Origin of the sequence: Pseudoxanthomonas daejeonensis, from assembly GCF_010093205.1 — a bacterium.
GTDB classification, from domain to species: Bacteria; Pseudomonadota; Gammaproteobacteria; order Xanthomonadales; family Xanthomonadaceae; genus Pseudoxanthomonas; species Pseudoxanthomonas daejeonensis.
The window spans coordinates 225,661-248,996 of record NZ_PDWN01000005.1 but is presented as its reverse complement, the minus strand read 5'-3'; the positions used below and the strand labels follow the sequence as shown (position 1 = coordinate 248,996).

The following is a 23,336-nucleotide window of genomic DNA, read 5'->3' as shown; positions in this document are numbered from 1 at the left end:
GGATCTGGGGGAATGCGGGGCCGGGCAGCGGAAGGCGCGCCCGTGGTGGCTTCGCGTGGGCCAAGCCCAGGCCGGGCGTGCCGGCGGGAGGGTGGACCGGTGCGCAGGGTTGCTGCTGGCGCTGTGGTCGCCAACCGCCCTTGCGCAGGTCTCCGTGGCGGTATCGGACGCCAGCGTGGTGGAAGGCAACACCGGCACACGCTCGATGGTGTTCACCGTCACCCGCACCGGCGATCCGACCGCGGCCCGGTTCCTCTACACCACCGCCACCGGCGGGACCGCAACGGCGGTGACCGATTACACCGCCATGTCCGGATCGGTCGCCCTGGCGGCCGGGCAGGCCACCGCCACCTTCTCCGTGCCGGTCCGCGGCGACACCCTGGTCGAGCCGCAGGAAACGGTGCTGGTCAGCATCACCAACGATCCGGTGAACGCCCAGCCGCTGGTCGTGCTGGACGGTGCCGGCATCGGAACCATCATCGACGACGACACCGTGCCGACGGCTTCCATTTCGGTCAGCCCCGCCAGCGTGGTGGAGAACGGCACCCCAACCTGGTCTACCGGGTCGCACTGAGCCAGCCGTACGGGACGGCGCTTACAGTCAATTTCAGCATCGGCGGCACGGCGACGGCGGGAACCGACTACGCGGCCATCGGCGCGTCGGTTGCGATCCCGGCCGGCAGCACCGGCGCGAACGTAACGGTCAACCCGACCGGCGACTCCACGTTGGAGCCGCACGAGACCGTCATCATCACGCTGGCGACGGGATCGGGTTACACGGTCGGTTCGCCTGCCTCGGCCACTGGCACGATCCTCAACGACGACAGCCCCGTGGTGAACGTGGCGGTGGCGCCGGCCAGCATGGCCGAGGACGCGGGGACCAGCCTGGTCTACACCTTCACCCTGAGCCAGCCCAAGGCGACCGCCGTCTCGCTGGTCTACACGGTCACCGGTACGGCAACGTCGGGTACGGACTACGTCGCGCCAGCTTCACCGCTGGTCATTCCGGCGGGGAGCACCAGCGGCACGATCGTCGTGACGCCCACGGCCGACACCGCGATCGAAGCCAACGAGACCGTCATCGTCACCTTGCAGAACGGCGCCGGGTACACACGCGGAACGACCGTCGCGACGGGCACCATCGTCAACGACGACACCTCGACGGCGACCATTGCGGTGGCGCCGGGCGCGGTGCTGGAGAACGGCGCGCCGAACCTGATCTACACCGTCACCCTGTCGCAGGCCGCGGCGGTGAGCACGTCGGTCAACTTCAGCGTCGGCGGCACGGCCACCTCGGGCTCCGACTACGCCGCGGTCGTCTCGCCGCTGGTCATCCCGGCCGGCACCACCACTCGCACCATCACCGTCAACCCGACTGCCGATACCACGGTCGAGGCGGACGAGACGGTCGTCGTCACGCTCGCAGCGGGCGGCACCTATGTCGTGGGAGTGCCGGCGAGTGCGACCGGCACGATCACCAACGACGACCTGCCCGCGCTGGTGATCAACGATGTGTCCATCGTCGAAGGCGACAGCGGGACCACCAACGCAGTGTTCACGGTGACGCTGAGTCCGGCGGTCGGCCAGAACGTGAGCGTCAACTACGCAACCGCCAATGGGACGGCGAGTGGAACCACGGACTACACGCCGACGAGCGGCACCGTGACCATTGCCGCGGGTGCCACCACCGGCACGATCTCCGTTCCGGTGAGGGGCGACACGCTGGCCGAGCCGAACGAGACCTTCCGAGTCAATCTTTCCAACCCTGTAAATGCGCGGCTGGCCGATACGCAGGGCGTCGGCACGATCACCGACGACGACACCCGCACCGCCACCCTCGCGCTGGCACCGGCCACGGTGCAGGAAGACGGTGCGACCGGCCTGGTCTACACGGTGACGCTCTCCAGGCCGGCGCTCGCGGCCACGACGGTGCGCTTCACGATGGCCGGTACGGCCACCTCGGGGACCGACTACACCGCTGTCGGAACGTCGGTGGTCATTCCGGTCGGCGCCACCACCCGCACGGTCACGGTCGTCCCGATTGCGGACACCACCGTTGAACTGGACGAGACGGTCCTTCTGACCCTGGTCGCGGGCACGGGCTATGCGGTCGGCGCACCCGCCAGTGCGACCGGAACGATCGGCAATGACGACGTATCGACCGCGACGGTCGCGGTCGCACCGTCGAGCGTGGTGGAGGACAGCGGTGCGGGGCTGGTATTCACGGTCACGCTGTCGCAGCCGGCGGCGGCGGCCACGGCGGTGGACTTCACCGTGGGCGGAACCGCAAGCGCGGGCAGCGACTACGCCGCCATCGGCAGCCCGGTGATCATTCCCGCCGGCAGCGCGACCGGCACGGTGACGGTGGTCCCGCTGGCCGATACGCAGGTGGAGCCGGACGAGAGCGTCGTGCTGGCCCTGGTGCCGGGCACGGGCTACGCAACCGCGGCTCCCGCCAGCGCGACGGGAACCATCGCCAATGACGACGTCGTGCTGGCTTCGATCGCCGTGTCTCCGGCCGTGGTGCCCGAGGACGGCGTGTCCGCCCTCGTGTACACGGTGACGCTGTCGCAGGTGGCGCTTGCGGCGACGGCAGTGGACTTCAGCGTGGCAGGCACGGCTACCTCGGGTGCGGACTACGCAGCCGTGAGCAACCCGGTGATCATTCCCGCGGGCAGCGCCACCGGGACCGTGACGGTGACGCCGATTGCCGATGCGACCGTAGAGGCGGACGAGACGATCGTCCTGGCACTTGCCGCGGGTACCGGCTACTCGGTGGGTTCGCCGGCAATCGCCACGGGCACGATCAGCAACCTCGATACGATCAGGTTCGACCCCGCGACGTTGCCGGCGGCGACGGTCGCCAGCGGCTACACCCAGGCGATCGTCGCCAGTGGCGGCAATGGCCCGTACGCCTATGCGGTGACCGCCGGTGCATTGCCGCCGGGGCTGGCGCTGGCCAGCGATGGCGCGCTGTCGGGCACGCCGACGGCCGGCGGCGCGTTCGCAGTGACGGTGACGGCGACGGACAGCCTGGGCTTCACCGAAAGCAACGGATACGTGCTGACCGTCAACGCACCGGCGATCGCGCTGGGTCCGGCGATGCTGGTGGATGGCACGGCAGGCGCCACCTACAGCCAGGCCCTTGTCGCCGGCGGCGGCATCGCGCCCTACAGCTATGCCGTGACGGCCGGTGGACTGCCGGCAGGACTGACGCTGACGGCCGACGGCCTGCTGGCCGGAACGCCGCTGGCGGACGGGACGTTCAACGTGACCGTCACCGCGACCGACAGCAGCACCGGCAGTGGTCCCTACGCGGCCAGCCAAGCGTATGCGCTGGTGATAGCGACGACCGCGATCGACGCGGTGGACGATGCCGGCGCGGTGGCCAATGGCGCCAGGGGTGGCATCGCGGTCGCTGACGTACTGGCCAACGACACCGTGGGTGGGAGCCCGGCGACGCTGGCCACGGTCACGCTCGCGCAGCTCTCGACTTCGGATCCCGATGTCACGCTCGACGCGGGCAGCGGCGCGATCAACGTCGCGGCTGCGACGGGCGCCGGCACCTACACGCTGGGCTATCGCATCTGCGAAGCGCGGTACGCCTCCAATTGCCGCGATGCCACGGTGACGGTCAGCGTGGGTGCCGCGGTGATCGATGCGGCCGACGATGCGGGCAGTGCGCTGGCCGGCACGGCGTCGGTGGCCGTTGCCAGCGTCCTGGCCAACGACACCCTCGATGCCGCGCCGGCGACCCTGGCCGGCGTGTCGCTGGCGCTGGTGTCCACGTCCGATCCTGCCGTCACCCTGGATACCGTCAGTGGTGCGGTCCAGGTCGCCGCCAGCGCCACGGCTGGGGCGCAGGTGCTGGCCTACCGCCTCTGCGAGGTTCTCAATCCTGGCAACTGCGACGACGCGACCGCCACGATCACGGTGAACGCCGCGCCTGCGGCACAGTCACGCGAGCTGGAGATCGCAGCCGATGCACCGGCCACGGTGGACCTGGCCGAAGGCGCGAGCGGCGGGCCATTCACCGCGGCCACGCTGGTGGCGCTGTCGCCGGCCAGCGCCGGTCGTGCGGTGATCCACGCGACGGGCAGCGGCGCAGCGGCGCGATTCCTCCTGGAGTTCCTCCCGGCCGCCGGCTTCGGTGGCAGCGCCAGGGTGCAGTTCACGCTGGCCAATGCATTCGCGGTCTCGCCGGTGGCCACGGTGACCTTCCAGGTGCAGCCGCGTCCGGACCCTGCGCTGGATCCGGCGGTGCGTGGAATCATCGATGCCCAGGTGCAGTCGACGCGGCGTTTCGCCGATGTGCAGGGCGACAACGTGCGTGGCCGGCTGGAGAGCCTGCATGGCAGCGGCAGTCGCCAGGGCCGGCTCGACAACCGGGTGGGCTTCGCGCTGTCGCGCGAATGCGTACAGCAGGCGCGCCCGGGCGAACCCGAGGGCCAGCCGCGCTGCGAGCGGGCCGATGCGGATCCCGGCCAGGCGACCGCGCCGGATCAGGCCTCCGGCGAAGAGCCGGCGCGGCCCTACGGCGCCTGGATCGGTGGGCAGATCCGCTCGGGCAGCTTCGACGGTTCCGGGGGATCAGGCGTGAGCTTCGAGACCGACGGCGTCAGCCTCGGCGTCGACATCGACCTGGCTCCGGCGTTCACCATCGGCGCCGGCGTGGGCTATGGCCGCGACGACAACGAGATCGGCGAGCAGGGCAGCTCGCTGGCAGGTCGTGCCACCTCCTACCTCGGGTATGCCAGCTACCACCCGGGCCGGCTCTTCATCGATGGCCTGGCCGGCTACCAGCAGTTGACCTTCGATCTTCGCCGCGCGCTCGCCGATGGCGGAATGGTGGCCGGGACGCGCCAGGGCCGGCAGTGGTTCGGTTCGCTGATCCTGGGTGCGGACCTGCCGTCGGGCAACGGGCAGCTCACCCCTTACGCGCGCTTCGATGTCGCCAGCGCGACCTTGAACGCCTACGGCGAATCCGGGCATGCGACGCGCGCCCTGCATTTCGACGCGATGGACGTCGATGCAAGCACGGGCAACCTCGGCTTCCGCTACGACTACCGCCTGGCGACGTCGTGGGGCACGGTGACGCCGCAGTTCCGCACCGAGTACCAGTACGACTTCACCGATCCGCAGGTGGCCGCCATGCGCTACGCGGATCTTCCGGAAGGGCTCACGTACCGGATGGAGAGCACGCGCCTGGATCGCAGGCGGCTTGTGTTCGGCGCCGGTGTCACGCTCGACTGGAGCAGTGGCTTGGGCATGCGGCTCGAGTACTCGACCGGCTCCGGCGACGACGACAGGCGCGACCAGGACGTATCGGTCAACCTGCAGAAGCAGTTCTGATTCCAGGAAGCGGATCGGGAAAGCCGCTGCAGGTCCGTGGCGCGCGCGGGCGGCGCGTCACCACGGCCGCGCAAGGTCGGCGCAGCGCGGCAGCGCAGGTGTCCGGGCCGTCCGGTGCGGATCAGTCTGCGCGGTGGGCGCGGCGGAACTGGCCCTCGATGCCTTCGCGGAAAACGCGTGTCCTGCGCGGGCGTCACCGGGATCGCGCCCGGCGACGCCCGGGGTGGACTCAGCGCATCTCCAGGCCCAGGGCCTTGGCGATGTCTTCCCACGAGACGTACTTGTAGTTCTGGTTCTCCACCGGCATCACATTGCGTCCGTCCTGGGCGATCATCGCGCCGTGCTCGAAGCCCGGGCCCAGGTTGCGGCTGGTGACTTCCAGGCCATCGGTCTCGGAGATCCCGTCGATGCCGCGCGCCGGATCGGCGACCACGGCGAACGAACCCAGGTATTCCTGCTTGCCTTCGCGGCGATAGACCGCGTAGGTGTCGTTGCCCTGGCTGGAAACCACGAAATAGCCGCGGCCATCGCCCAGGTCGTACATGCCGATGCCTTCCAGGTCGTCCTTGATCGCCGGGTTGCCGTCGACGCGGTCGACCGCGGTGCGTGCTTCCCCTGCGGCCGGATCGGCCGACATGCGCCACAGCGCCACGTCTTCCTCGTTGACGTAAAGCGTGCCGGTGGCATCGTCGACCACGCAGCCTTCTGTCTGCGAATCGAAGACCAGGTCGCGCACGTGTTCGGCGCGTACCTTGCCATCATCGCTGGCGACCAGGCGCCACTGGCGCATCGCGGTGTCGTCGCCGTTGATGAACACGTAGGTGCCGCCATCGCTGGCGCTGCGGTACATGCACAGGCCGTAGGGATCGCCCATGCCGGTCGGCTGCACGCCATCGGCGACATTGACCAGCTGGCGCTTTTCGGTGTCGAGACGGTAGATGGCGATGCTCTTGTCGGTGCGGTTGCTCGCGGTCACCAGGACCACGGGTTGGCCACCCAGGTCGAAGCCCTCGCGCAGGTCGCCGTTGTTCATCTTGCCATCGGGCAGGAACTGCACGACCTGGCCCTGCATGTCGTACAGGTACAGGCCGGCCTTCTTGTCGGTGGCCACGACCAGGCTTCGGGCGGGATCGGTCGGGTGCGCCCAGATCGCCGGATCGTCGGCCGCGTCGCCGAAGCTGTTGGCCGGCACGCTCTCCACGCGCGCGGTCACCGCCACGACCTGCGGGGGCTTGGACGGCGCTGCGGCGGTGCCGGGATTGAGGTCGAGCGCCTTGCCGACGTCGCGCAGCGAGACCAGCTTGGTGTTGGCGCCATCCTCGTCGTTGACCAGCAGGACGCCGGCCGGGAAGGCGTCGCCCAGCGGCCGGCTGTCGACGAACAGCAGGCCCGGTTCCTTCACTGCCTCGCCGTCCTTGCCCGGCGCCGATACCTGGAAGCTGCCCAGGTAGGCGCCATCGCGGGCGCGGTCGTAGATGTTGATGCGGCCGGCGGTCGCGTCGGACGCCAGCAGCCACTGGCTGCCCTCGCCGCCGTCATGCACGGCCAGGCCGGAGACTTCCTCCTGGATATGGCCCAGGCGCGGCGCGTCGATCAGCGTGGCCGACACGTCGGCTTCGGGATCGGCGTTGAAGCGCCAGATGCCGACCGTCTCCTCGGACGCGAACACGTGGCCGTTCCCATCCACGACGCACTGCTTGAGCGGCGAAGGCAGGCTGATGCGGCGCACCTGCCGCGTATCGAGCTTGCCGGCCTCGTTGGCGAAGATGATCTGCTGGTCCACTTCGCCGCCGTCGCCGACGATGAAGGCGTGCAGCGAGCGGTCCAGCGGATGCTGGTACAGGCAGATGCCCTCGGCGGCGAAGCCCAGCGGCAGCGGTCGCGCGCCCGCCTCCACAAGGCCGTCGCCTGACTGGAAGAAAAGCCTGAGGTAGTTGCCGGTCGAGTCGATCGCGGCGACCACGTCGGCGACACGGTTGGCGCCCAGTTGCACGCCAGCGGCGATGTCCAGCGCGGCCACTTCGCCGGCCTCGGTCGTGGCCACGCGCTTGCCGTCCACGCCGTAGCTCTCCATGCCGCCCAGCGCGGCGGTGGCGATGATGCGCGCCTGGGCCGGATCGCTCGCGTCGCGGGCCAGGATGGCGGCATTGGTCTGGCCGCTGGTGGTCGGTTCGGTCTGGATCGCGGCGGGCACCACGGTCGCCGAGGGCGTCGCTTCGGCGGCGGCCTGGTCGCGGCCCTTGCAGCCGGCGAGGACGGTCGGAAGCGCCAAGGCGGTCGCGATGGCGAGCGTAAGGGCGTGCACGGATTTCATTTCTGTTCCTCCCCGGGGATCACGGTGCTGCGGTCGGGCCACCTTACAGGCCCGTCTTCGCGATTTGCAAGAGAAATTCCAAAACAGTTGCAAAATGGAATTTTTGTTCGTAATGTGGATCCGCAGCCTCGGACCAGGCGGTATCGCCCCGGCCGTTGGCGGCTGTCCTTGGGAGGGACTAGACGATGCGTAAGATCCAGCGGAATGCGCTGACGGCATTCATCTTGAGCAACCTGGCATTGATGGCGGGCCCGGTCGGGGCCCAGGATTCGGGGGTGCCGGCCGCGCCGGCGAAAGAGGGCGATGTCACCCAGCTCGACACGGTGCAGGTGACCGGTCGACGCGCCGCCGATCGCGCTGCGATCGACGACAAGCGGTATGCGGACGCGCAGGTCGATGCCATCCGGTCCGACGACGTGGGCCGGCTGCCGGACCAGAACGTGGCCGAGGCAGTGCGCCGGTTGCCCGGCGTGACCACGCAGAACGACCAGGGCGAAGGCCGCTACCTGACGGTCCGCGGCGTGTCGCCGGACCTGCTCAATGTGTCGTTGAACGGACAGACCGCGCCGGCGCCGGAGCCGGACGGGCGCCAGGTCAAGCTGGACGATATTCCGTCCGCGCTGATCGGGTCGGTCACCGTGTCCAAGACGCTGACCCCGGACATGGATGCCAACGCGATCGCCGGTGCGGTGAACATCGAGACGCTCAGTGCGTTCGACCGCGAGGGCAACTTCGGCAACCTGCGCGGGGCCTACGGCCACAACGACCTCAATAGCTCCAACCCGTACGAGTTCGACGGCTCGTTCGGCGGTCGCTTCGGCGCCGACGACCAGTTCGGCGCGGTGGTTGCGCTGAACTATTCCGAGCGCAAGATCGGCACCCAGAACGTGCAGAACACCGGCGACTGGATCGAGGTCGACGACGAAATCGTCCCCGAAGGCCTGGACCTGCGCCAGTACAACACCAACCGCACGCGCAGCGGCGCGGTCGCCAACCTCGACTGGCGGCCCAACGACGACACCAGCCTGTTCCTGCGCCTGATGTACTCCAAGTACCAGGACTCCGAGACCCGCGACCGGTTCTCGGTGGAGTTCGACGAGGACGGCATCATTCCATTCGGTCCGGACGGAGGAAACTTCACCGACGCCGAAGGCGTGCGCGCGCTGCGCACCCGCCAGGAAGACACCAGCACCTTTACGTCCTCCATCGGCGGCAAGTTCGAGTTCGACGACAGCGAGCTGCGCACCGAGCTGACCTACTCGCGCGCCAACAAGCGCGACCCGCACCGCGACGAATGGGGCTTCAAGCAGGACGACATCAGCGGCGAGTACAACCTGGTGCCCGACCCGTACCTGGTCGTGCCGTGGGGCGAGGATCCGTACGACGCGTCGTTGTACGAGCCGGACTTCTACGAGCCCGAGTCGCGTCGCGCCGTAGAGGACCTGTACCAGGCGCGGGTGGACTACATGATGCCGATCCAGGTCGGCGACGGCTCGGACCTGCAGTTCGGCGCCAAGTACATCGACCGCCGCAAGACCAACGACCAGACCGGCGAAGCATGGGAGTACGACGACGGCGACCTGATGCTGTCCGACGTCGCCGGCAACCCGATCGGAAGCATCTGGAACGGGCGCTACCGGTTCGGGCCGACGATCAACGGTCCGGCGGCCAACGCCTATTTCAACGCCAACACCGGCGAGTTCGAGGAAGACGAGGCAGGCACGCTGTCGGCCTCGCTGGCCGGCGATTACCGCATCACCGAGAAGATCACCTCGGCCTACGTCATGGGACGCCTGCGCTTCGGCGACGTCACCTGGATTCCCGGTGTGCGCATGGAGCACACCCAGGGTGATTACGCGGCCTACGCCTTCGACCTGGACGACGCGGCGCTGGACGATCCGTTCAACAGCTTCGGATCGCGCAGCTATACCGACTTCTTCCCGGGCCTGAACGTACGCTTCGACGCCAGCGAGAACTTCGTGGTGCGCGCCGCGGCGACCCGGGCGATCGGCCGGCCGAACTACGAGTCGCTCGCGCCCTTCGTGCAGATCGAGGACGCCAACAGCTCCGAGCCGCAGGTGTCGATGGGCAACCCGGACCTGGACCCGCTGTACTCCAACAACTTCGACCTGTCCGTGGAGTACTACGTCGGCAACATGGGCCTGTTGTCGGCGGCGGTGTTCTACAAGGACATCAAGAACCCGATCTTCGAGTCCACCAGCACCGGCCAGGATGGATCCTTCGGCGGCCTGGACCTGGTCAATGCGGAGGTCGGCACCTGGACCAACGCCGACTCGGCCAAGCTGAAGGGCCTGGAGCTCAATGCCCAGTACGAACTGAGCTTCCTGCCGGCGCCGTTCGATGGCCTGAGCGTGGGTGCCAACATCACGTTCTCCGATTCGGAGGCTTCGGGCATCCCCGATCGCGACGATACGCTGCCGCTGATCGACCAGTCCGACCGCGTCGCCTCGGCGCAGCTCACCTACGAGAAGTACGGTTTCTCCGCGCGACTGGCCTACACCTACCGCTCCGAGCAACTGATGGAAGTGGGCGGCGCTCCCGAGGAAGACATCTACCTGGACAGGCTGGACCAGTGGGATGCGCGCGTGGCGTACACGTTCGGCGAGGACCTGACCGTGTTCGTCGAGGGCAGCAACCTCAACGATGCGGCCATGCGTACCTACATGGGCTACCGCGACCGGCTGGGCGAGAAGGAGATCTACGGCGCCACCATCCGCCTGGGCCTGCAGTACAAGTTTTGAGAACCTCCCCGCCTGGCATTGACCCAGGCCTTGCGGCGGCCCCCACGGGCCGCCGCTTTTATCTGGAGGCGATGATGATGAGTGGAACACGATTCAAGCGCGCGATGCTGGTGGTTTCCACCACCATGCTGCTGGCCGCCTGTGCGACCCACGATGCCCGCGTACCTGCAGCGCCCACGCAGGTCGCGCGACCTGCGGTCGATGCGCTGGAGCTCGAACGGGTGGTGATGCTGATGCGCCACGGCGTGCGCCCGCCGACCAAGGCCAAGGTCGCGCCCGATGGCGTGGCCGACAGGCCGTGGCCGAGCTGGCCGGTCGGCTATGGCGAACTGACTGCGCACGGCTTCGATGCGGTCAAGCTGCTCGGCCGCTGGGATATCAGCCAGTGGCGCCGGCGTGGCCTGCTGCCGGACCAGGGCTGCCCATCGGCCACCGACATCGAGGTGGCGGCCAGTTCCAAGTCGCGGACCCAGGACACCGCACGCGCGCTGGTGGCCGGGATGTGGCCCGATTGCAGCGTCGACATCCGCTTTCCCGCCAGTCCGCAGGCGGACGTGGAATTCCATCCGCTCGACGCGGGGGCCATGCCCATCGATCCGGACGAGGCTTTCCGCGCGGTGCAGGCGTTGGCGCCGCCAGGCGGCATGGAGGCCGAGCTCGCCGCGCGCGCGCCGCTGTTCGCGCTGCTCAATCGCGCGCTGGGTTGCACGCCGGGTGCGGCCTGCGACATCTCGCGGATGAAGCCAGGCATCGTGCGCAACGAAGACGACCGGCCGGACGTGGGCGATCCCTTCGGTCTGGCTTCCACGATCAGCCAGACCTTCCTGCTCGAGTACCTGGAAGGCAAGCCCATGGATGAAGTGGCCTGGGGCCGGCTGGATCGCGACGACATCGAGCAGTTGCTGGAATTCCACTCCATCAAGTTCTATTACGAGGGCCGCGCGCCCTACGTAGCCGCGCGAGCCGCCTCGCCGCTGGCCGCGCGCATGCTGGGTGCGATGGAGCAGGGGCCGCGCCTGACCGTGCTGGTCGGTCACGACACCAACATCGCCGACCTGGGCGGTTTCCTCGACCTGCACTGGAGCGTGCCCGGATACCCGCGCGACGATCCGCCGCCGGGCGGGGCACTGGGCTTCGAGGTGCTGGCCGATGCCGGCGGCGAGCGCTTCGTACGCGCCTTCTATCGATCCCAGACGATGCCGCAGGTGCGCGAACTGCAGCCGCTCGACGCCACCAATCCGGCGGCGCTTGAGTACCTGCCGATTCCCGGTTGCGCCGAGCCTTGCGCGCTGGCGCGGTTCGGTGAACTGGTCCGCGGCAGGCTGGTTGCGCCGTTGCGCCCGGCGCACTGACGACATCGTCCTGCAGGAACGAAAAGGCCCGGCATTGCCGGGCCTTCCGCTGTGCGACCGCAACCGGATCGGGTCAGGGCCTGGCCACCTTGCCGCTGCGTGCCGATTCGGCCGCCGCCTCGGCCAGCGCCAGTGCGGCCACGCCGTCGGCGTAGCCGACTGAAGGAGGGGCACCGTCGAGGATGTCGGCGAAGTGGTCCATCTCGCGCCGATAGGCTTCGGCGTAGCGGTCGAGGAAGAAGTTCTGGAAGCGGTCCGCGGACGCGCCGCCTTCGCCCCACACCTGCACGGTGGACTCGGTGACGTTGTCGGCGCGGACCATGCCGGCCGAGGCGTAGGCCTCGATGCGCTGGTCATAGCCGAAGCCCGAGCGGCGGCTGTTGGAGATCACGCACAGCTTGCCCGACGCGGTGCGCAACAGGGTGCGTGCGGTGTCCACGTCGCCGAGCTTGCCGATCTCCGGGTCGACCAGGCAGCTGCCGCTGGCGAACACTTCCACCGGTTCTTCGCCCAGCAGCCAGCGGGCCATGTCGAAGTCGTGGATCGCCATGTCCTTGAACAGGCCGCCGGAAATGGCGACGTAGGACGGCGGTGGCGGCGAGGGATCGTTGGAGGTGATCTGCAGGCTTTCCAGCGGTCCGACCGCGCCGCTGTCCAGTCGCGCCTTGAGCGCCTGGAAGTTCGGATCGAAGCGCCGGTTGAAGGCCAGCAGCAGGCGCGCATCCGACAGTCCAGCAGCGGCCGAACGCGCGCGTGCCAGGTCCTGGTCGATGGGCTTCTCGCAGAACACGGCCTTGCCGGCGGCGGCGGCGCGCAGGCTGTATTCCAGGTGCGTGTCGGTCGAGCTGGCGATGACCACGCCAGCCACCGCGGGGTCGTCCAGTGCGTCGTCCAGTGTGGTGACCGTGGTGTTCCATTCCGCGGCCAGCGCCTGCGCGGCGCCTTCCATCGGATCGACGATCCCGGCCAGTCGCAGGCGTGGGTTCAATGCGGCGTTGCGGGCGTGGATGCGGCCGATGCGGCCGGCGCCGACCAGGACGATGTCATGCATGGCGGTTCCTTCAGAGGGAGACGGGCGCGCCGGAGCGCACGGATTGCTGGCACGCTTCGGCCAGCACCAGCGCGGCGATGCCATCGGCATAGCCGACCTGCGGCGCGCCCTGGCCGCGCAGCACGCTGGCGAAATGGTCGAGCTGGAGCCGGTAGGCCTCGCCATAGCGGCGCGGGAAATCAGGCTGGATCGGTGCACCCGCGGTGCCGCCGTCGCTCAGGGTCAGGACGGTGTCGGCCTGGACGTTGCCGGCGACGAGCATGCCGCCGGAGCCATAGGCTTCGATCCGCTGGTCGTAACCGTAACCGCTGCGCCGCGTGTTCGAGATCACGCACAGCCGGCCGCTGGCCGTGCGCAGCAGGGTGCGCGCGGTGTCGACGTCGCCGAGGCGGCCGATTTCCGGATCGACCAGGCAGCTGGCCATGGCGAACACTTCGCACGGCTCCTCGCCCAGCAGCCAGCGCGCCATGTCCAGGTCGTGGATGGTGAAATCCTTGAACAGGCCGCCGCTGGTGGGGATGAAGCCCGGCGGCGGGGCGGCCGGATCGTGGTTGACGATGTGCAGGCTCTCCAGCGCGCCGATCTCGCCGGCCAGCAGGCGCTGCCTGAGCGCGAGGAAGTGCGGATCGAAACGACGGTTGAAGCCCAGTTGGAAGCGCGCGCCGGCGAACTCCGCTTCGGCCCGGCGGACCTTGTCCAGGTCCAGGTCGATGGGTTTCTCGCAGAACACCGCCTTGCCGGCGCGCACGGCGGCCAGCGCGTGGCCCAGGTGCTGGTCGGTCGAACTGCAGACCAGCACGCCGGCGATCGCCGGGTCGTCCAGGGCCTGCTGCAGGGGCGCGACCTGCGCGCCGTGGCGCGCGGCCATAGCGGCGGCCGCTTCGGGCCGGGGATCGACCACGTATTTCAGGCGCAGTGCCGGGTTGTTGGCCGCGTTGGTCCCATGGACCTGGCCCATCCGCCCGGCGCCGATCAGCGCTACATCGATTCGTTCCACAATGCCCTCCACGGCAGTTGAAGCCGTGAATAGAATATTTGTTCTGTTTTTAAATGCAATAGAATTAGAATGGGCCAAGGCCGGGCGTCCGCCCGCCAACCCCGGGCGACCCCCACCGCAAGGAACAGCCGCATGATCCAGCGCAGCACCCCGCCGGCGACCGCAGAGGAACTGCGCGCGGCGATCCTCGACCAGTACGAGACGCTGAGCAAGCGGCTCAAGCAGATTGCGCGTTACGTGCTGGACGAACCCAGCGCGGTGGCGCTGGAGACGGTGGCCGTGCTCGCCGAGCGCACCGGCGTGCAGCCGTCGGCGATCGTGCGCTTCGCCAAGCACTTCGGCTTCGACGGCGCCACCCAGATGCAGCGACTGTTCGTCGACGGCCTGCTGGGCAGCGCGCAGCAGGGGTATGGCGAGCGGGTGCGCGAATTCACCCAGGCCGTGGACAACAAGGCGGTCGGCGATCCGGGCCAGGTCCTGGCCGAGTTCGTGGAAGGCAACACGCTGGCGCTGCAGAACCTGGGCAAGGTGGTGGGCCGCGACGAGCTGGCGCGTGCGGTGAAACTGCTGGTGCAGGCCGAGACGGTGTTCATCGCCGGCTTCCGCCGCTCCTTCCCGGTCGCCGCCTACCTGGCCTACTCGCTGCACCAGGCCGACAAGCGCACGGTACTGATCGATGGCGTCGGCGGCATGGCCGTGCAGCAGGCGCACGCGCTGTCGCCGCGCGATCTGCTGGTCGCGGTCAGCTATCACCCGTATGCGGAGGAAACCGTGCAGCTGGTGGATGCGGCGGTGGCGCACGGCTGCAAGGTGCTGTCGATCAGCGACAGCCTGGTCAGTCCGGTGGCCAAGCCGGCCACGCAGGTGCTGCAGGTGCGCGAGGCGGAGATCCGCAAGTTCCGCTCGCTGTCGGCCTCGATGTGCCTGGCCCAGGCGCTGGTGATTTCGTATGCGTTCGCGACCGGTGCGGACGCCGGTGCCCGGGGCGGCAAAAAGACCCGTAAAAAATGAAACGAATGTTGCGTAAATTTAGAAAATAGAATATACGTTACATGTGTCGGGACGATTGGCGTCCCGCACAGGTAAGGGGCGGCCTGCATGGCGGCGGAGCGACAACTGGAACTGATCACGATCGGCCGGTCCTGCATCGACCTGTACGGCGAGCAGATCGGCGGGCGCCTGGAGGACATGACCTCCTTCGCCAAGTACATCGGCGGCAGTCCGACCAACACCGCGGTGGGCGCTTCACGCCTGGGCCTGCGCAGCGGCCTGCTGACCCGGGTCGGTGCCGACCACTTCGGCCGCTTCATCCGCGAGCAGCTCCAACGTGAAGGCGTCAGCACCCGCGGCGTGCTGGAAGACCCGGCGCGGCTGACCGCGCTGGTGTTCCTGGGCATCCGCGACCCCGAGACCTTCCCGCTGATCTTCTACCGCGAGAACTGCGCCGACATGGCGCTGGAAGCGGCGGACGTGGATGAGGCCTTCATCGGATCCGCCGGCGCGGTGCTGATCAACGGCACCCATCTGTCGCGCGACAACGTATTCGACGCCTGCCTGCGCGCGTGCACGATCGCCCGGGCCAACGGCGCACGGGTGGTGTTCGACATCGATTACCGGCCCGTGCTGTGGGGATTGACCCGCAAGGACATGGGCGAGAACCGCTTCGTCGCCGACGCCGGGGTCACCGAGCGCCTGCAGCGCGTGCTGCCGTTGTGCGACCTGATCGTGGGCACCGAGGAGGAAGTGCATATCCTCGGCGGCACCACCGACACCGTGGCCGCCTTGCGCGCGATCCGCGAACGCAGCGCCGCATTGCTCGTGTGCAAGCGCGGCCCGCTGGGCTGCGTGGCCTTTCCCGGCGCGGTGCCCGACCGGCTCGACCAGGGCGTGGTCGGCCAGGGTTTCAGCGTGGAAGTATTCAACGTGCTCGGCGCCGGCGATGCGTTCATGGCCGGCTTCCTGCGTGGCTGGCTGCGCGATGAACCACTGGAAGCGGCGTGCAGCTACGCCAATGCCTGCGGTGCGATCGTCGTCTCCCGGCATGGCTGTTCGCCCGCGATGCCGACCTGGGACGAACTGCAGCAGTTCCTCGAAGGCACGCACCCGCACCGGTTGCGCGATGACGTGGCGCTGGAGCAGACCCACTGGGCCACCACCCGCACCGGGCAGTGGCCGCACCTGACCGTGCTGGCGATGGACCATCGCAGTCAGTTCGAGGCGTTGTGCGAGCAGACTGGCGCCGACCCGGCACTGATCCCGCGTTTCAAGGCGCTGGCGCTCAAGGCGGTGGACCGGCTGGCCGGTGGCGCCCCGGGTTTCGGACTCCTGCTGGACGGCCGCTTCGGCATGCGCGGACTGGAGGCGGCAGCGGACCAGCCGTACTGGATCGGCCGGCCGATCGAACTGCCGGGATCGTGCCCGCTGGAATTCGAGAGCAGCCCGGACGTGGCCACCGAACTGTCGACATGGCCAGCCAACCACGTGGTCAAGTGCCTGGCGTTCTACCACCCCGATGACCCGGCCGACCTGCGCGAGCGCCAGGAGCGTCAGCTGTCGCGGCTGCATGACGCCACGCGCAAGACCGGGCACGAACTGCTGGTGGAGATCATCGCCTCGCGCAACGGCGACATCGACGATCGCACCATCGCCCGCGCCATGCAGCGGTTGTACGATCTGGGCATGCGACCGGACTGGTGGAAGCTGGAGCCCAACGACAGCATAGCGGCCTGGCGCAATATCGAGGCGGTGATCGCCGCCAACGACCCGCACTGCCGCGGCGTGGTCCTGCTGGGCCTGTCGGCGCCGGAGGATGAATTGATCGCATCGTTCCAGGCGGCCGCATCGGTGCCGGTGGTCAAGGGCTTCGCGGTCGGACGCACGATTTTCGCCGACTCGGCCGAGCGCTGGTTGAGCGGACAGATCGACGACGAGGCTGCGATCGAGGACCTGGCGCGCCGCTTCAGCGTGCTGGTCGATGCCTGGGGTGCGGCCAAGGCGAACCAGGGAGCCTCGTTGACGGCATGAACATGATCCGACTCACCGCCGCGCAGGCGACCGTGCGCTGGCTGGCCGTCCAGCAGGTGGAGGTGGACGGCGTGCGCGTGCCGTACTTCGCCGGCGCCTGGGCGATATTCGGCCACGGCAATGTCGCAGGCCTCGGCGAGGCGCTTTACGCGCACCGCGATGTGCTGCCCACCCTGCGCGCGCACAACGAGCAGGGCATGGCGCATGCGGCGGTGGCCTATGCCAAGCAGATGCGCCGGCAACGGGCGATGGTGTGCACCAGCTCGATCGGGCCGGGCGCCACCAACATGGTGACCGCCGCGGCAGTGGCACACGTCAACCGTTTGCCGGTGCTGTTCCTGCCGGGCGACGTCTACGCCAGCCGGCGCCCGGACCCGGTGCTGCAGCAGGTGGAAAGCTTCGTCGACGGTACCGTTACGACCAACGATTGCTTTCGCCCGGTATCGCGCTACTTCGACCGCATCATGCGGCCCGAACAGATCCTGGATGCGTTGCCCAAGGCGATGGCGGTGCTGCGCGATCCGGCGGCGTGCGGTCCGGCCACCCTGGCGTTCTGCCAGGACGTGCAGGCCGAAGCGTTCGACTATCCGGTGGAGTTCTTCGAGCCGCGCTTCTGGCCTACGCGGCGCCCGCCGCCGGATGCGGACGAACTCGACGCGCTGGCCGCTGCCATCCGCGCCGCGAAGCGGCCGCTGCTGGTCGCTGGCGGCGGCGTGCTCTACAGCCTGGCCGAGGGCGAGTTGGCCGCGCTGGCCGATGCCACCGGCCTGCCGGTTGCAGAGACCCAGGCCGGCAAGGGCGGCCTGCCCTGGGATAATCCGCGCAACCTGGGTTCGATCGGCGTCACCGGTTCCAGCGCCGCCAACAACGCCGCGCAGGCGGCCGATCTGGTGGTCGGCCTGGGCACCCGCCTGCAGGATTTCACCACCGGCTCGCGCAGCCTGTTCCCGGACGCGCGCCTGTTCCAGGTCAACCTGCAACCCTTCGATGCGCACAAGCACGGCGCCATGCCGGTGGTGGGCGATGCGCGCGTCGTGATCGCCGCGCTGCGCGCACGGCTGACCGGCTGGCGCGTGGCGCAGGACGTGCAGGATGCCGATACCGGCGCGCTGTCGCGCTGGAACACCGACGTGCAGGCGGCCACCGCCGGCGCGACCGACATGCGCCTGCCCAGCGACGCGCAGGTGATCGGCGCGGTGCAGGCGAGCGTGGATGATGACGCGGTAGTGGTGTGCGCCGCCGGCGGCCTGCCGGGCGAACTGCACAAGCTGTGGCGCTGCAATCGCCCCGGCGGCTACCACCTGGAATACGGCTATTCGTGCATGGGTTACGAGATCGCCGGCGCGCTGGGCGTGAAGCTGGCCCAGCCCGACCGCCAGGTCGTGGTCATGGTCGGCGACGGCAGCTACCTGATGATGAATTCGGAGCTGAGCACCTCGGTGATGCTCGGCCTCAACCTGGTCGTGGTGGTGCTGGACAACCGTGGCTTCGGCTGCATCAACCGCCTGCAGCACGCCACGGGCGGGGCGGGCTTCAACAACCTGCTGGCCGACAGCGCGCACGAGACGCTGCCGCAGATCGACTTCGCCGCGCACGCGCGCAGCCTGGGAGCGGATGCCGAGCACGTGGCGACCCTCGGTGAACTGCGCGCGGCACTGGCGCGTGCGTGCGCGGCGGACCGCACCTCCGTGGTGGTCATCGATACCGACCCGCGCAAGACCACCGAAGCCGGCGGCTGGTGGTGGGATGTGGCCGTGCCGGAAGTCTCCGCACGGCCGGAAGTCAACGATGCGCGCCGTGCCTACGAGGCCGGTGCGCGCATGAAACGGGACCTGTCATGAGCATACGTTTTGGTGTCAGCCCCATTGCATGGGCCAACGATGACATGCCCGAGCTGGGCGGCGACACACCGCTGGAAGACATCTTGCGCGACATCCAGGAGGTGGGCTTCGAGGGCGTGGAACTGGGCGGGAAGTTTCCGCGCGATCCGGCCACCCTCAATGCGCTGCTCGCCCGCTACAAGCTGGACCTGATCGGCGGCTGGTACAGCGGTTCGCTGCTGGTGCAGGACGCGCAGGCCGAGATCGCCGCGATGCAGGACCACCTGGCCCTGCTCAAGGCGCTGGGCAGCACCGTGTTCGTGTTCGCCGAGACCAGCAACGCGGTGCATGGCAATCGCGGCGTCGCGCTGTCCGACACGCCGCGGCTGCCGGCCGCGGCGTGGGCGGAATTCGGCCGGCGCCTGACCCAGGTCGCCGACTACGTGCAATCCCACGGAATCAAGTTCGCCTACCACCACCACCTGGGCACGGTGGTCGAGCGTGGCGAAGACCTGGATGCCTTCATCGCCCACACCGGTCCGTCGGTCGGCCTGACCGTGGATACCGGCCATGCCGCGCTCGGCGGCATCGACGCGCTGAAGGTCATCCGCGAGCATCCTGGCCGCGTGGCGCATGTGCATTGCAAGGACGTGCGCGGCGCGACCTTCGACAAGGTCGTGCAGGACCGCGCCAGCTTCCTGGATGGCGTGCTGGCCGGCATGTTCACCGTGCCCGGCGATGGCGGGCTGGATTACGCGCAGGTGATGGCCGAGCTCAAGCGCATCAATTATTCGGGCTGGATCGTGATCGAGGCCGAGCAGGATCCGGCGCTGGCCGATCCGCGGACCTTTGCCGAGCTCGGCCTGCGCACGCTGCGCGATGAGGCGTCGAAGGCGGGCCTGCAATGAACGCCTCGCTGCGCGTGCGCCCGCATGCGCCGGATGCCGACGGCACGGTGCTGGCGGTCACGCCCGCCAGCGCAGGGTGGGACCATGTCGGCTTCCGCGTGGTGAAGCTGGACGATGGGCAGTCGTATTCCGGCGGCGAGCCGGGCAGGGAAGCCTGCCTGGTGCTGGTAGCCGGTAGCGCCGACATCATCGCCGGCGACAGTCGCTTCGACGGACTGGGTGGGCGCGCCTCGCCGTTCGAGGATCGCGCACCGGGCGCGGTCTACGTGCCCGCCGGTGTCGCCTACACGGTCACCGCGCGCGGACCCGTCGAATTGGCGGTATGCACCGCGCCCGGAACGGGTGATGGCGAAGTCCGCGTGATCGACGCGGCGCGCATGTCGCGTGAAACGCGCGGCGGCGGCACCAACACCCGCTACGTGCGCAACATCCTGCCCGAGGGCGAGCCGGCGCAGAGCCTGCTGGTGGTGGAGGTGATCACGCCCGGCGGCCACTGGTCCAGCTATCCGCCGCACAAGCACGACACCGCCACCGCCGGCGAGGAAACGCTGCTGGAGGAAACCTACTACCACCGGCTGCAGCCGCCGCAGGGCTTCGCGTTCCAGCGCGTGTATACCGACGACCGCTCGATCGACCAGGCCGTGGCGGTCGAGGACGGCGATGTGGTGATGGTGCCGCGCGGCTACCATCCGGTCGGCGCCCCGCACGGCTACGACCTGTACTACCTCAACGTGATGGCGGGGCCCGAGCGCCGCTGGATCTTCCGCAACGACCCGTCGCACGAGTGGATCGTGCGCAAGGGCTGAACCCGCAAGGCAGGCACGATATGCGCAGCATCGACCATTTCATCGACGGACGCCGCGTCCCCGGCACCTCCGGCCGGCACAGCGATGTGTTCGACCCCAACAGCGGCCAGGTGCAGGCGCACGTGGCCTTGGCCAGCGCGGCCGAACTGGATCGCGCCGTGCAGAGCGCGGTGATCGCCCAGCGCGACTGGGCCAAGGTCAATCCGCAGCGCCGCGCGCGGGTGATGTTCGAGTTCAAGCGCCTGCTCGAGGTGCACATGGACGAGCTGGCGGCGCTGCTGTCCAGCGAGCACGGCAAGGTCCACAGTGATTCGCGTGGAGACATCCAGCGCGGGCTGGAGGTGATCGAATTCGCCTGCGGCATCCCGCACCTGCTCAAGGGCGAGTACACCCAGGGCGCCGGTCCGGGTATCGACGTGTATTCGATGCGGCAGCCGCTGGGCGTGGTCGCCGGCATCACCCCGTTCAACTTCCCGGCGATGATCCCGATGTGGATGTTCGGGCCGGCCATCGCCTGCGGCAACGCCTTCATCCTCAAGCCGTCCGAACGCGATCCGTCGGTGCCGGTGCGGCTGGCCGAGTTGATGATCGAGGCCGGCCTGCCCGAGGGCGTGCTCAATGTCGTGCACGGCGACAAGGACGTGGTCGAGGCGATCCTCAAGCATCCGCAGATCCGCGCGGTGAGTTTTGTCGGGTCTTCCGACATCGCCCAGTCGGTGTATGCGCTGGGCGCGCAGCACGGCAAGCGCGTGCAGTGCATGGGCGGCGCGAAGAACCACGGCATCGTTCTGCCCGATGCCGACCTGGACCAGGCCGTGGCCGACATCCTCGGCGCTGCCTACGGTTCGGCGGGCGAGCGCTGCATGGCGCTGCCGGTGGTGGTGCCGGTGGGCGAGGCGACCGCGCAGGCGCTGCGTGAGAAGCTGGTCGCGCAGATCCCGGGACTGCGCGTGGGCGTGTCCAGCGATCCGCAGGCGCAGTTCGGGCCGGTGGTGACCGCCGCGCATCGCGCGCGCATCAAGCAGTACATCCAGATGGGCGTGGACGAAGGCGCGGAACTCGTTATCGACGGGCGCGGCTTCAGCCTGCCCGGCCACGAGGATGGCTTCTTCCTCGGGCCCAGCCTGTTCGACCGGGTGACCGACTCGATGGCCACCTGGCGCGAGGAGATCTTCGGCCCGGTGTTGCAGATCGTGCGTGCCGACAGCTTCGAGCAGGCGTTGGCGCTGCCCAGCCAGCACCAGTACGGCAACGGCGTGGCGATCTTCACCCGCAATGGTGACGCGGCGCGCGAGTTCGCCGAGCAGGTCGAGGTCGGCATGGTCGGCATCAACGTGCCGATCCCGGTGCCGGTGGCGTACCACAGCTTCGGCGGCTGGAAGCGCTCGGGCTTTGGCGACCTGAACCAGTACGGCCAGGACGGCGTGCGTTTCTTCACCCGCACCAAGACCGTGACCCAGCGCTGGCCGCGCGGCGGCGCGGTGGCCGACCAGAGTTTCGTGATACCGACCATGCGCTGACTGACCCGGCTTGGCCCTGTGCGCGGGCCGCGCACGTCGCCATGCATTCCTGGGAGGGGAGCGTGACGGGATTCCTGAGATTCTTCGCCACCGGCGCCGATCGTGCGCCGATCGACGACAGCGGCCGGATCGGCGAGCTGTTCCGAAAGCACCGGTTCCGGGTGATGCTCGCCATCACCCTGGGTTACGGCCTGATCTACACCTGCCGTCTGGCGCTGGGCGTGGTCAAGAAGCCGCTGATCGATGCCGGCGTGTTCTCGCCGGCCGACCTGGGGCTGATCGGTTCGGCGCTGTTCTACACCTACGCGATCGGCAAGCTGACCAACGGCTTTTTGGCCGACCACGCCAACATGAAGCGCTTCCTGGCCTTCGCCTTCCTGATGACGGCGTTGTGCAACCTGGCGATGGGGTTTGCGACCACGCTGTGGCTGGCGGTGGTGCTGTGGGGGCTCAACGGCTGGTTCCAGAGCTTCGGCGCGCCGGGCGGGGTGGTGGCGATGACCCACTGGTTCTCCAATCGCGAGCGCGGCCGCGCCTATGGTGTCTGGAGCACAGCGCATTCGATCGGCGAGGGCCTGACCTTCCTGGTGGTGGGCCTGGCGGTGAGCATGCTGGGCTGGCGCTGGGGCTTCTGGGGCCCGGGCCTGATCGGCCTGTTCACCGCGCTGGGTTGCTACCTGCTGATCCAGGACCGTCCCGGCACGCTGGGCCTGCCCAACGTCAACGACTGGAAGCAGGACCGCTACGACCAGGGCAACAAGCCGGGCATGAAGTCGGTACTCGCGCTGCAGCTGTCGATCCTGAAAATCCCGGCGATCTGGGTGCTGTGCCTGGCCAGCGCCACCACCTACGTGACCCGCTACGCGATCAACTCGTGGGGAATCCTGTACCTGCAGGAAGCGCGCGGCTTCTCGCTGCCGGCGGCCGGCACGCTGCTGATGACCAGCACCCTGGCCGGCATCGCCGGTGCGCTCGCGTTCGGCTTCATCTCCGACAAGTGGTTCGGGGCGCGTCGTCCGCCGGCCAACCTGCTGTTCGGCGTGCTCGAGCTGGCCGGGCTGTGCCTGTTCTTCTTCGGCCCCAACACCATGCCGATGCTGATCTTGTCGATGCTGCTGTTCGGCATGGGCCTGACCGGCCTGGTGACCTCGCTGGGCGGTTTGTTCGCGGTGGACATCGCGCCCAAGCGCGTGGCCGGCGCGGCGATGGGCGTGATCGGCATCTTCAGCTACATCGGTGCAGCGGTGCAGGAACAGGTATCGGGCAGCCTGATCGAGCGCGGCATGCAAGTGGTCGACGGTGTGCGCACCTATGATTTCGGCCCGGTGATCTGGTTCTGGATCGGATCCTCGGTGGTTTCCATGCTGCTGGCGGCCAGCCTGTGGCGTACCCGCTTGCGCGACTGATCCGTAGCGCGGCTGAACAGCGAT

At 68.8% G+C, this 23,336-nt stretch carries 14 protein-coding genes; 11 read left to right on the top strand and 3 right to left on the bottom strand.

Translation table 11 applies throughout. The annotated features are described in order from the left end of the window. On the top strand, positions 1-574 hold a 574-nt coding region (locus CSC65_RS16185), incomplete at its 5' end, for a Calx-beta domain-containing protein (RefSeq protein WP_274379390.1). Beyond that, the gene (locus tag CSC65_RS07195) at positions 553-5,352 is read left to right on the top strand and encodes a Calx-beta domain-containing protein (protein ID WP_425501320.1); all 4,800 of its coding nucleotides are present in this window, start codon (positions 553-555) and stop codon (positions 5,350-5,352) included. The genes CSC65_RS16185 and CSC65_RS07195, both read left to right, overlap by 22 nt. A gap of 229 nt (positions 5,353-5,581) precedes the next feature. On the opposite strand, the gene CSC65_RS07190 is transcribed toward CSC65_RS07195, so the two are convergent. After that, on the bottom strand, positions 5,582-7,666 hold the full coding sequence (locus CSC65_RS07190) for a phytase (RefSeq protein ID WP_162409869.1): 2,085 nt from the start codon (positions 7,664-7,666) through the stop codon (positions 5,582-5,584). A 185-nt stretch (positions 7,667-7,851) separates the two neighbouring features. Between CSC65_RS07190 and CSC65_RS07185 the strand changes: the two genes are divergently transcribed. After that, positions 7,852-10,428, top strand: a complete 2,577-nt coding sequence (locus tag CSC65_RS07185; protein ID WP_162409868.1) for a TonB-dependent receptor — start codon at positions 7,852-7,854, stop codon at positions 10,426-10,428. Positions 10,429-10,505: 77 nt separating this feature from the next. Further along, positions 10,506-11,780 (top strand): histidine-type phosphatase, encoded by a 1,275-nt coding sequence (locus CSC65_RS07180; RefSeq protein WP_162409867.1) that lies wholly within the window; start codon positions 10,506-10,508, stop codon positions 11,778-11,780. 73 nt (positions 11,781-11,853) lie between these two features. On the opposite strand, the gene iolG (CSC65_RS07175) is transcribed toward CSC65_RS07180, so the two are convergent. Beyond that, positions 11,854-12,831 (bottom strand): inositol 2-dehydrogenase, encoded by a 978-nt coding sequence (gene iolG / locus CSC65_RS07175; protein ID WP_162409866.1) that lies wholly within the window; start codon positions 12,829-12,831, stop codon positions 11,854-11,856. Between the two features lie 10 nt (positions 12,832-12,841). Further along, the gene (gene iolG, locus CSC65_RS07170; RefSeq protein WP_202922842.1) at positions 12,842-13,828 is read right to left on the bottom strand and encodes an inositol 2-dehydrogenase; all 987 of its coding nucleotides are present in this window, start codon (positions 13,826-13,828) and stop codon (positions 12,842-12,844) included. Between the two features lie 132 nt (positions 13,829-13,960). Here iolG (CSC65_RS07170) and CSC65_RS07165 point away from each other — a divergent pair, with 132 nt between their 5' ends. The 7 genes from CSC65_RS07165 (at position 13,961) to CSC65_RS07135 (ending at position 23,312) form a co-directional block, all read left to right on the top strand. Beyond that, complete coding sequence (locus tag CSC65_RS07165) at positions 13,961-14,839, top strand: MurR/RpiR family transcriptional regulator (RefSeq protein ID WP_162409865.1); 879 nt, start codon at positions 13,961-13,963, stop codon at positions 14,837-14,839. Between the two features lie 87 nt (positions 14,840-14,926). Continuing rightward, positions 14,927-16,852 (top strand): bifunctional 5-dehydro-2-deoxygluconokinase/5-dehydro-2-deoxyphosphogluconate aldolase, encoded by a 1,926-nt coding sequence (locus tag CSC65_RS07160; RefSeq protein ID WP_162409864.1) that lies wholly within the window; start codon positions 14,927-14,929, stop codon positions 16,850-16,852. Next, positions 16,849-18,693 (top strand): 3D-(3,5/4)-trihydroxycyclohexane-1,2-dione acylhydrolase (decyclizing), encoded by a 1,845-nt coding sequence (gene iolD / locus CSC65_RS07155; RefSeq protein ID WP_162409863.1) that lies wholly within the window; start codon positions 16,849-16,851, stop codon positions 18,691-18,693. The genes CSC65_RS07160 and iolD overlap by 4 nt, the downstream gene beginning before the upstream one ends. Then, on the top strand, positions 18,690-19,580 hold the full coding sequence (gene iolE / locus CSC65_RS07150; RefSeq protein ID WP_162409862.1) for a myo-inosose-2 dehydratase: 891 nt from the start codon (positions 18,690-18,692) through the stop codon (positions 19,578-19,580). Before iolD ends, iolE begins: the two co-directional genes overlap by 4 nt. Next, the gene (iolB, locus tag CSC65_RS07145) at positions 19,577-20,386 is read left to right on the top strand and encodes a 5-deoxy-glucuronate isomerase (RefSeq protein WP_162409861.1); all 810 of its coding nucleotides are present in this window, start codon (positions 19,577-19,579) and stop codon (positions 20,384-20,386) included. Before iolE ends, iolB begins: the two co-directional genes overlap by 4 nt. A 20-nt stretch (positions 20,387-20,406) precedes the next feature. Next, positions 20,407-21,906 (top strand): CoA-acylating methylmalonate-semialdehyde dehydrogenase, encoded by a 1,500-nt coding sequence (locus CSC65_RS07140; protein WP_162409860.1) that lies wholly within the window; start codon positions 20,407-20,409, stop codon positions 21,904-21,906. Positions 21,907-21,968: 62 nt separating this feature from the next. After that, on the top strand, positions 21,969-23,312 hold the full coding sequence (locus CSC65_RS07135; RefSeq protein ID WP_162409859.1) for an MFS transporter: 1,344 nt from the start codon (positions 21,969-21,971) through the stop codon (positions 23,310-23,312). The last annotated feature ends 24 nt before the right edge of the window (positions 23,313-23,336 follow it).

What these genes read in the sequence shown, in the direction of transcription:
- CSC65_RS07190 (WP_162409869.1), bottom strand. Translation starts at nt 7,666, where the DNA reads ATGAAATCCGTGCACGCCCTTACGCTCGCCATCGCGACCGCCTTGGCG.
- CSC65_RS07185 (WP_162409868.1), top strand. Translation starts at nt 7,852, where the DNA reads ATGCGTAAGATCCAGCGGAATGCGCTGACGGCATTCATCTTGAGCAAC.
- CSC65_RS07180 (WP_162409867.1), top strand. Translation starts at nt 10,506, where the DNA reads ATGAGTGGAACACGATTCAAGCGCGCGATGCTGGTGGTTTCCACCACC.
- iolG (WP_162409866.1), bottom strand. Translation starts at nt 12,831, where the DNA reads ATGCATGACATCGTCCTGGTCGGCGCCGGCCGCATCGGCCGCATCCAC.
- CSC65_RS07165 (WP_162409865.1), top strand. Translation starts at nt 13,961, where the DNA reads ATGATCCAGCGCAGCACCCCGCCGGCGACCGCAGAGGAACTGCGCGCG.
- CSC65_RS07160 (WP_162409864.1), top strand. Translation starts at nt 14,927, where the DNA reads ATGGCGGCGGAGCGACAACTGGAACTGATCACGATCGGCCGGTCCTGC.
- iolD (WP_162409863.1), top strand. Translation starts at nt 16,849, where the DNA reads ATGAACATGATCCGACTCACCGCCGCGCAGGCGACCGTGCGCTGGCTG.
- iolE (WP_162409862.1), top strand. Translation starts at nt 18,690, where the DNA reads ATGAGCATACGTTTTGGTGTCAGCCCCATTGCATGGGCCAACGATGAC.
- iolB (WP_162409861.1), top strand. Translation starts at nt 19,577, where the DNA reads ATGAACGCCTCGCTGCGCGTGCGCCCGCATGCGCCGGATGCCGACGGC.
- CSC65_RS07140 (WP_162409860.1), top strand. Translation starts at nt 20,407, where the DNA reads ATGCGCAGCATCGACCATTTCATCGACGGACGCCGCGTCCCCGGCACC.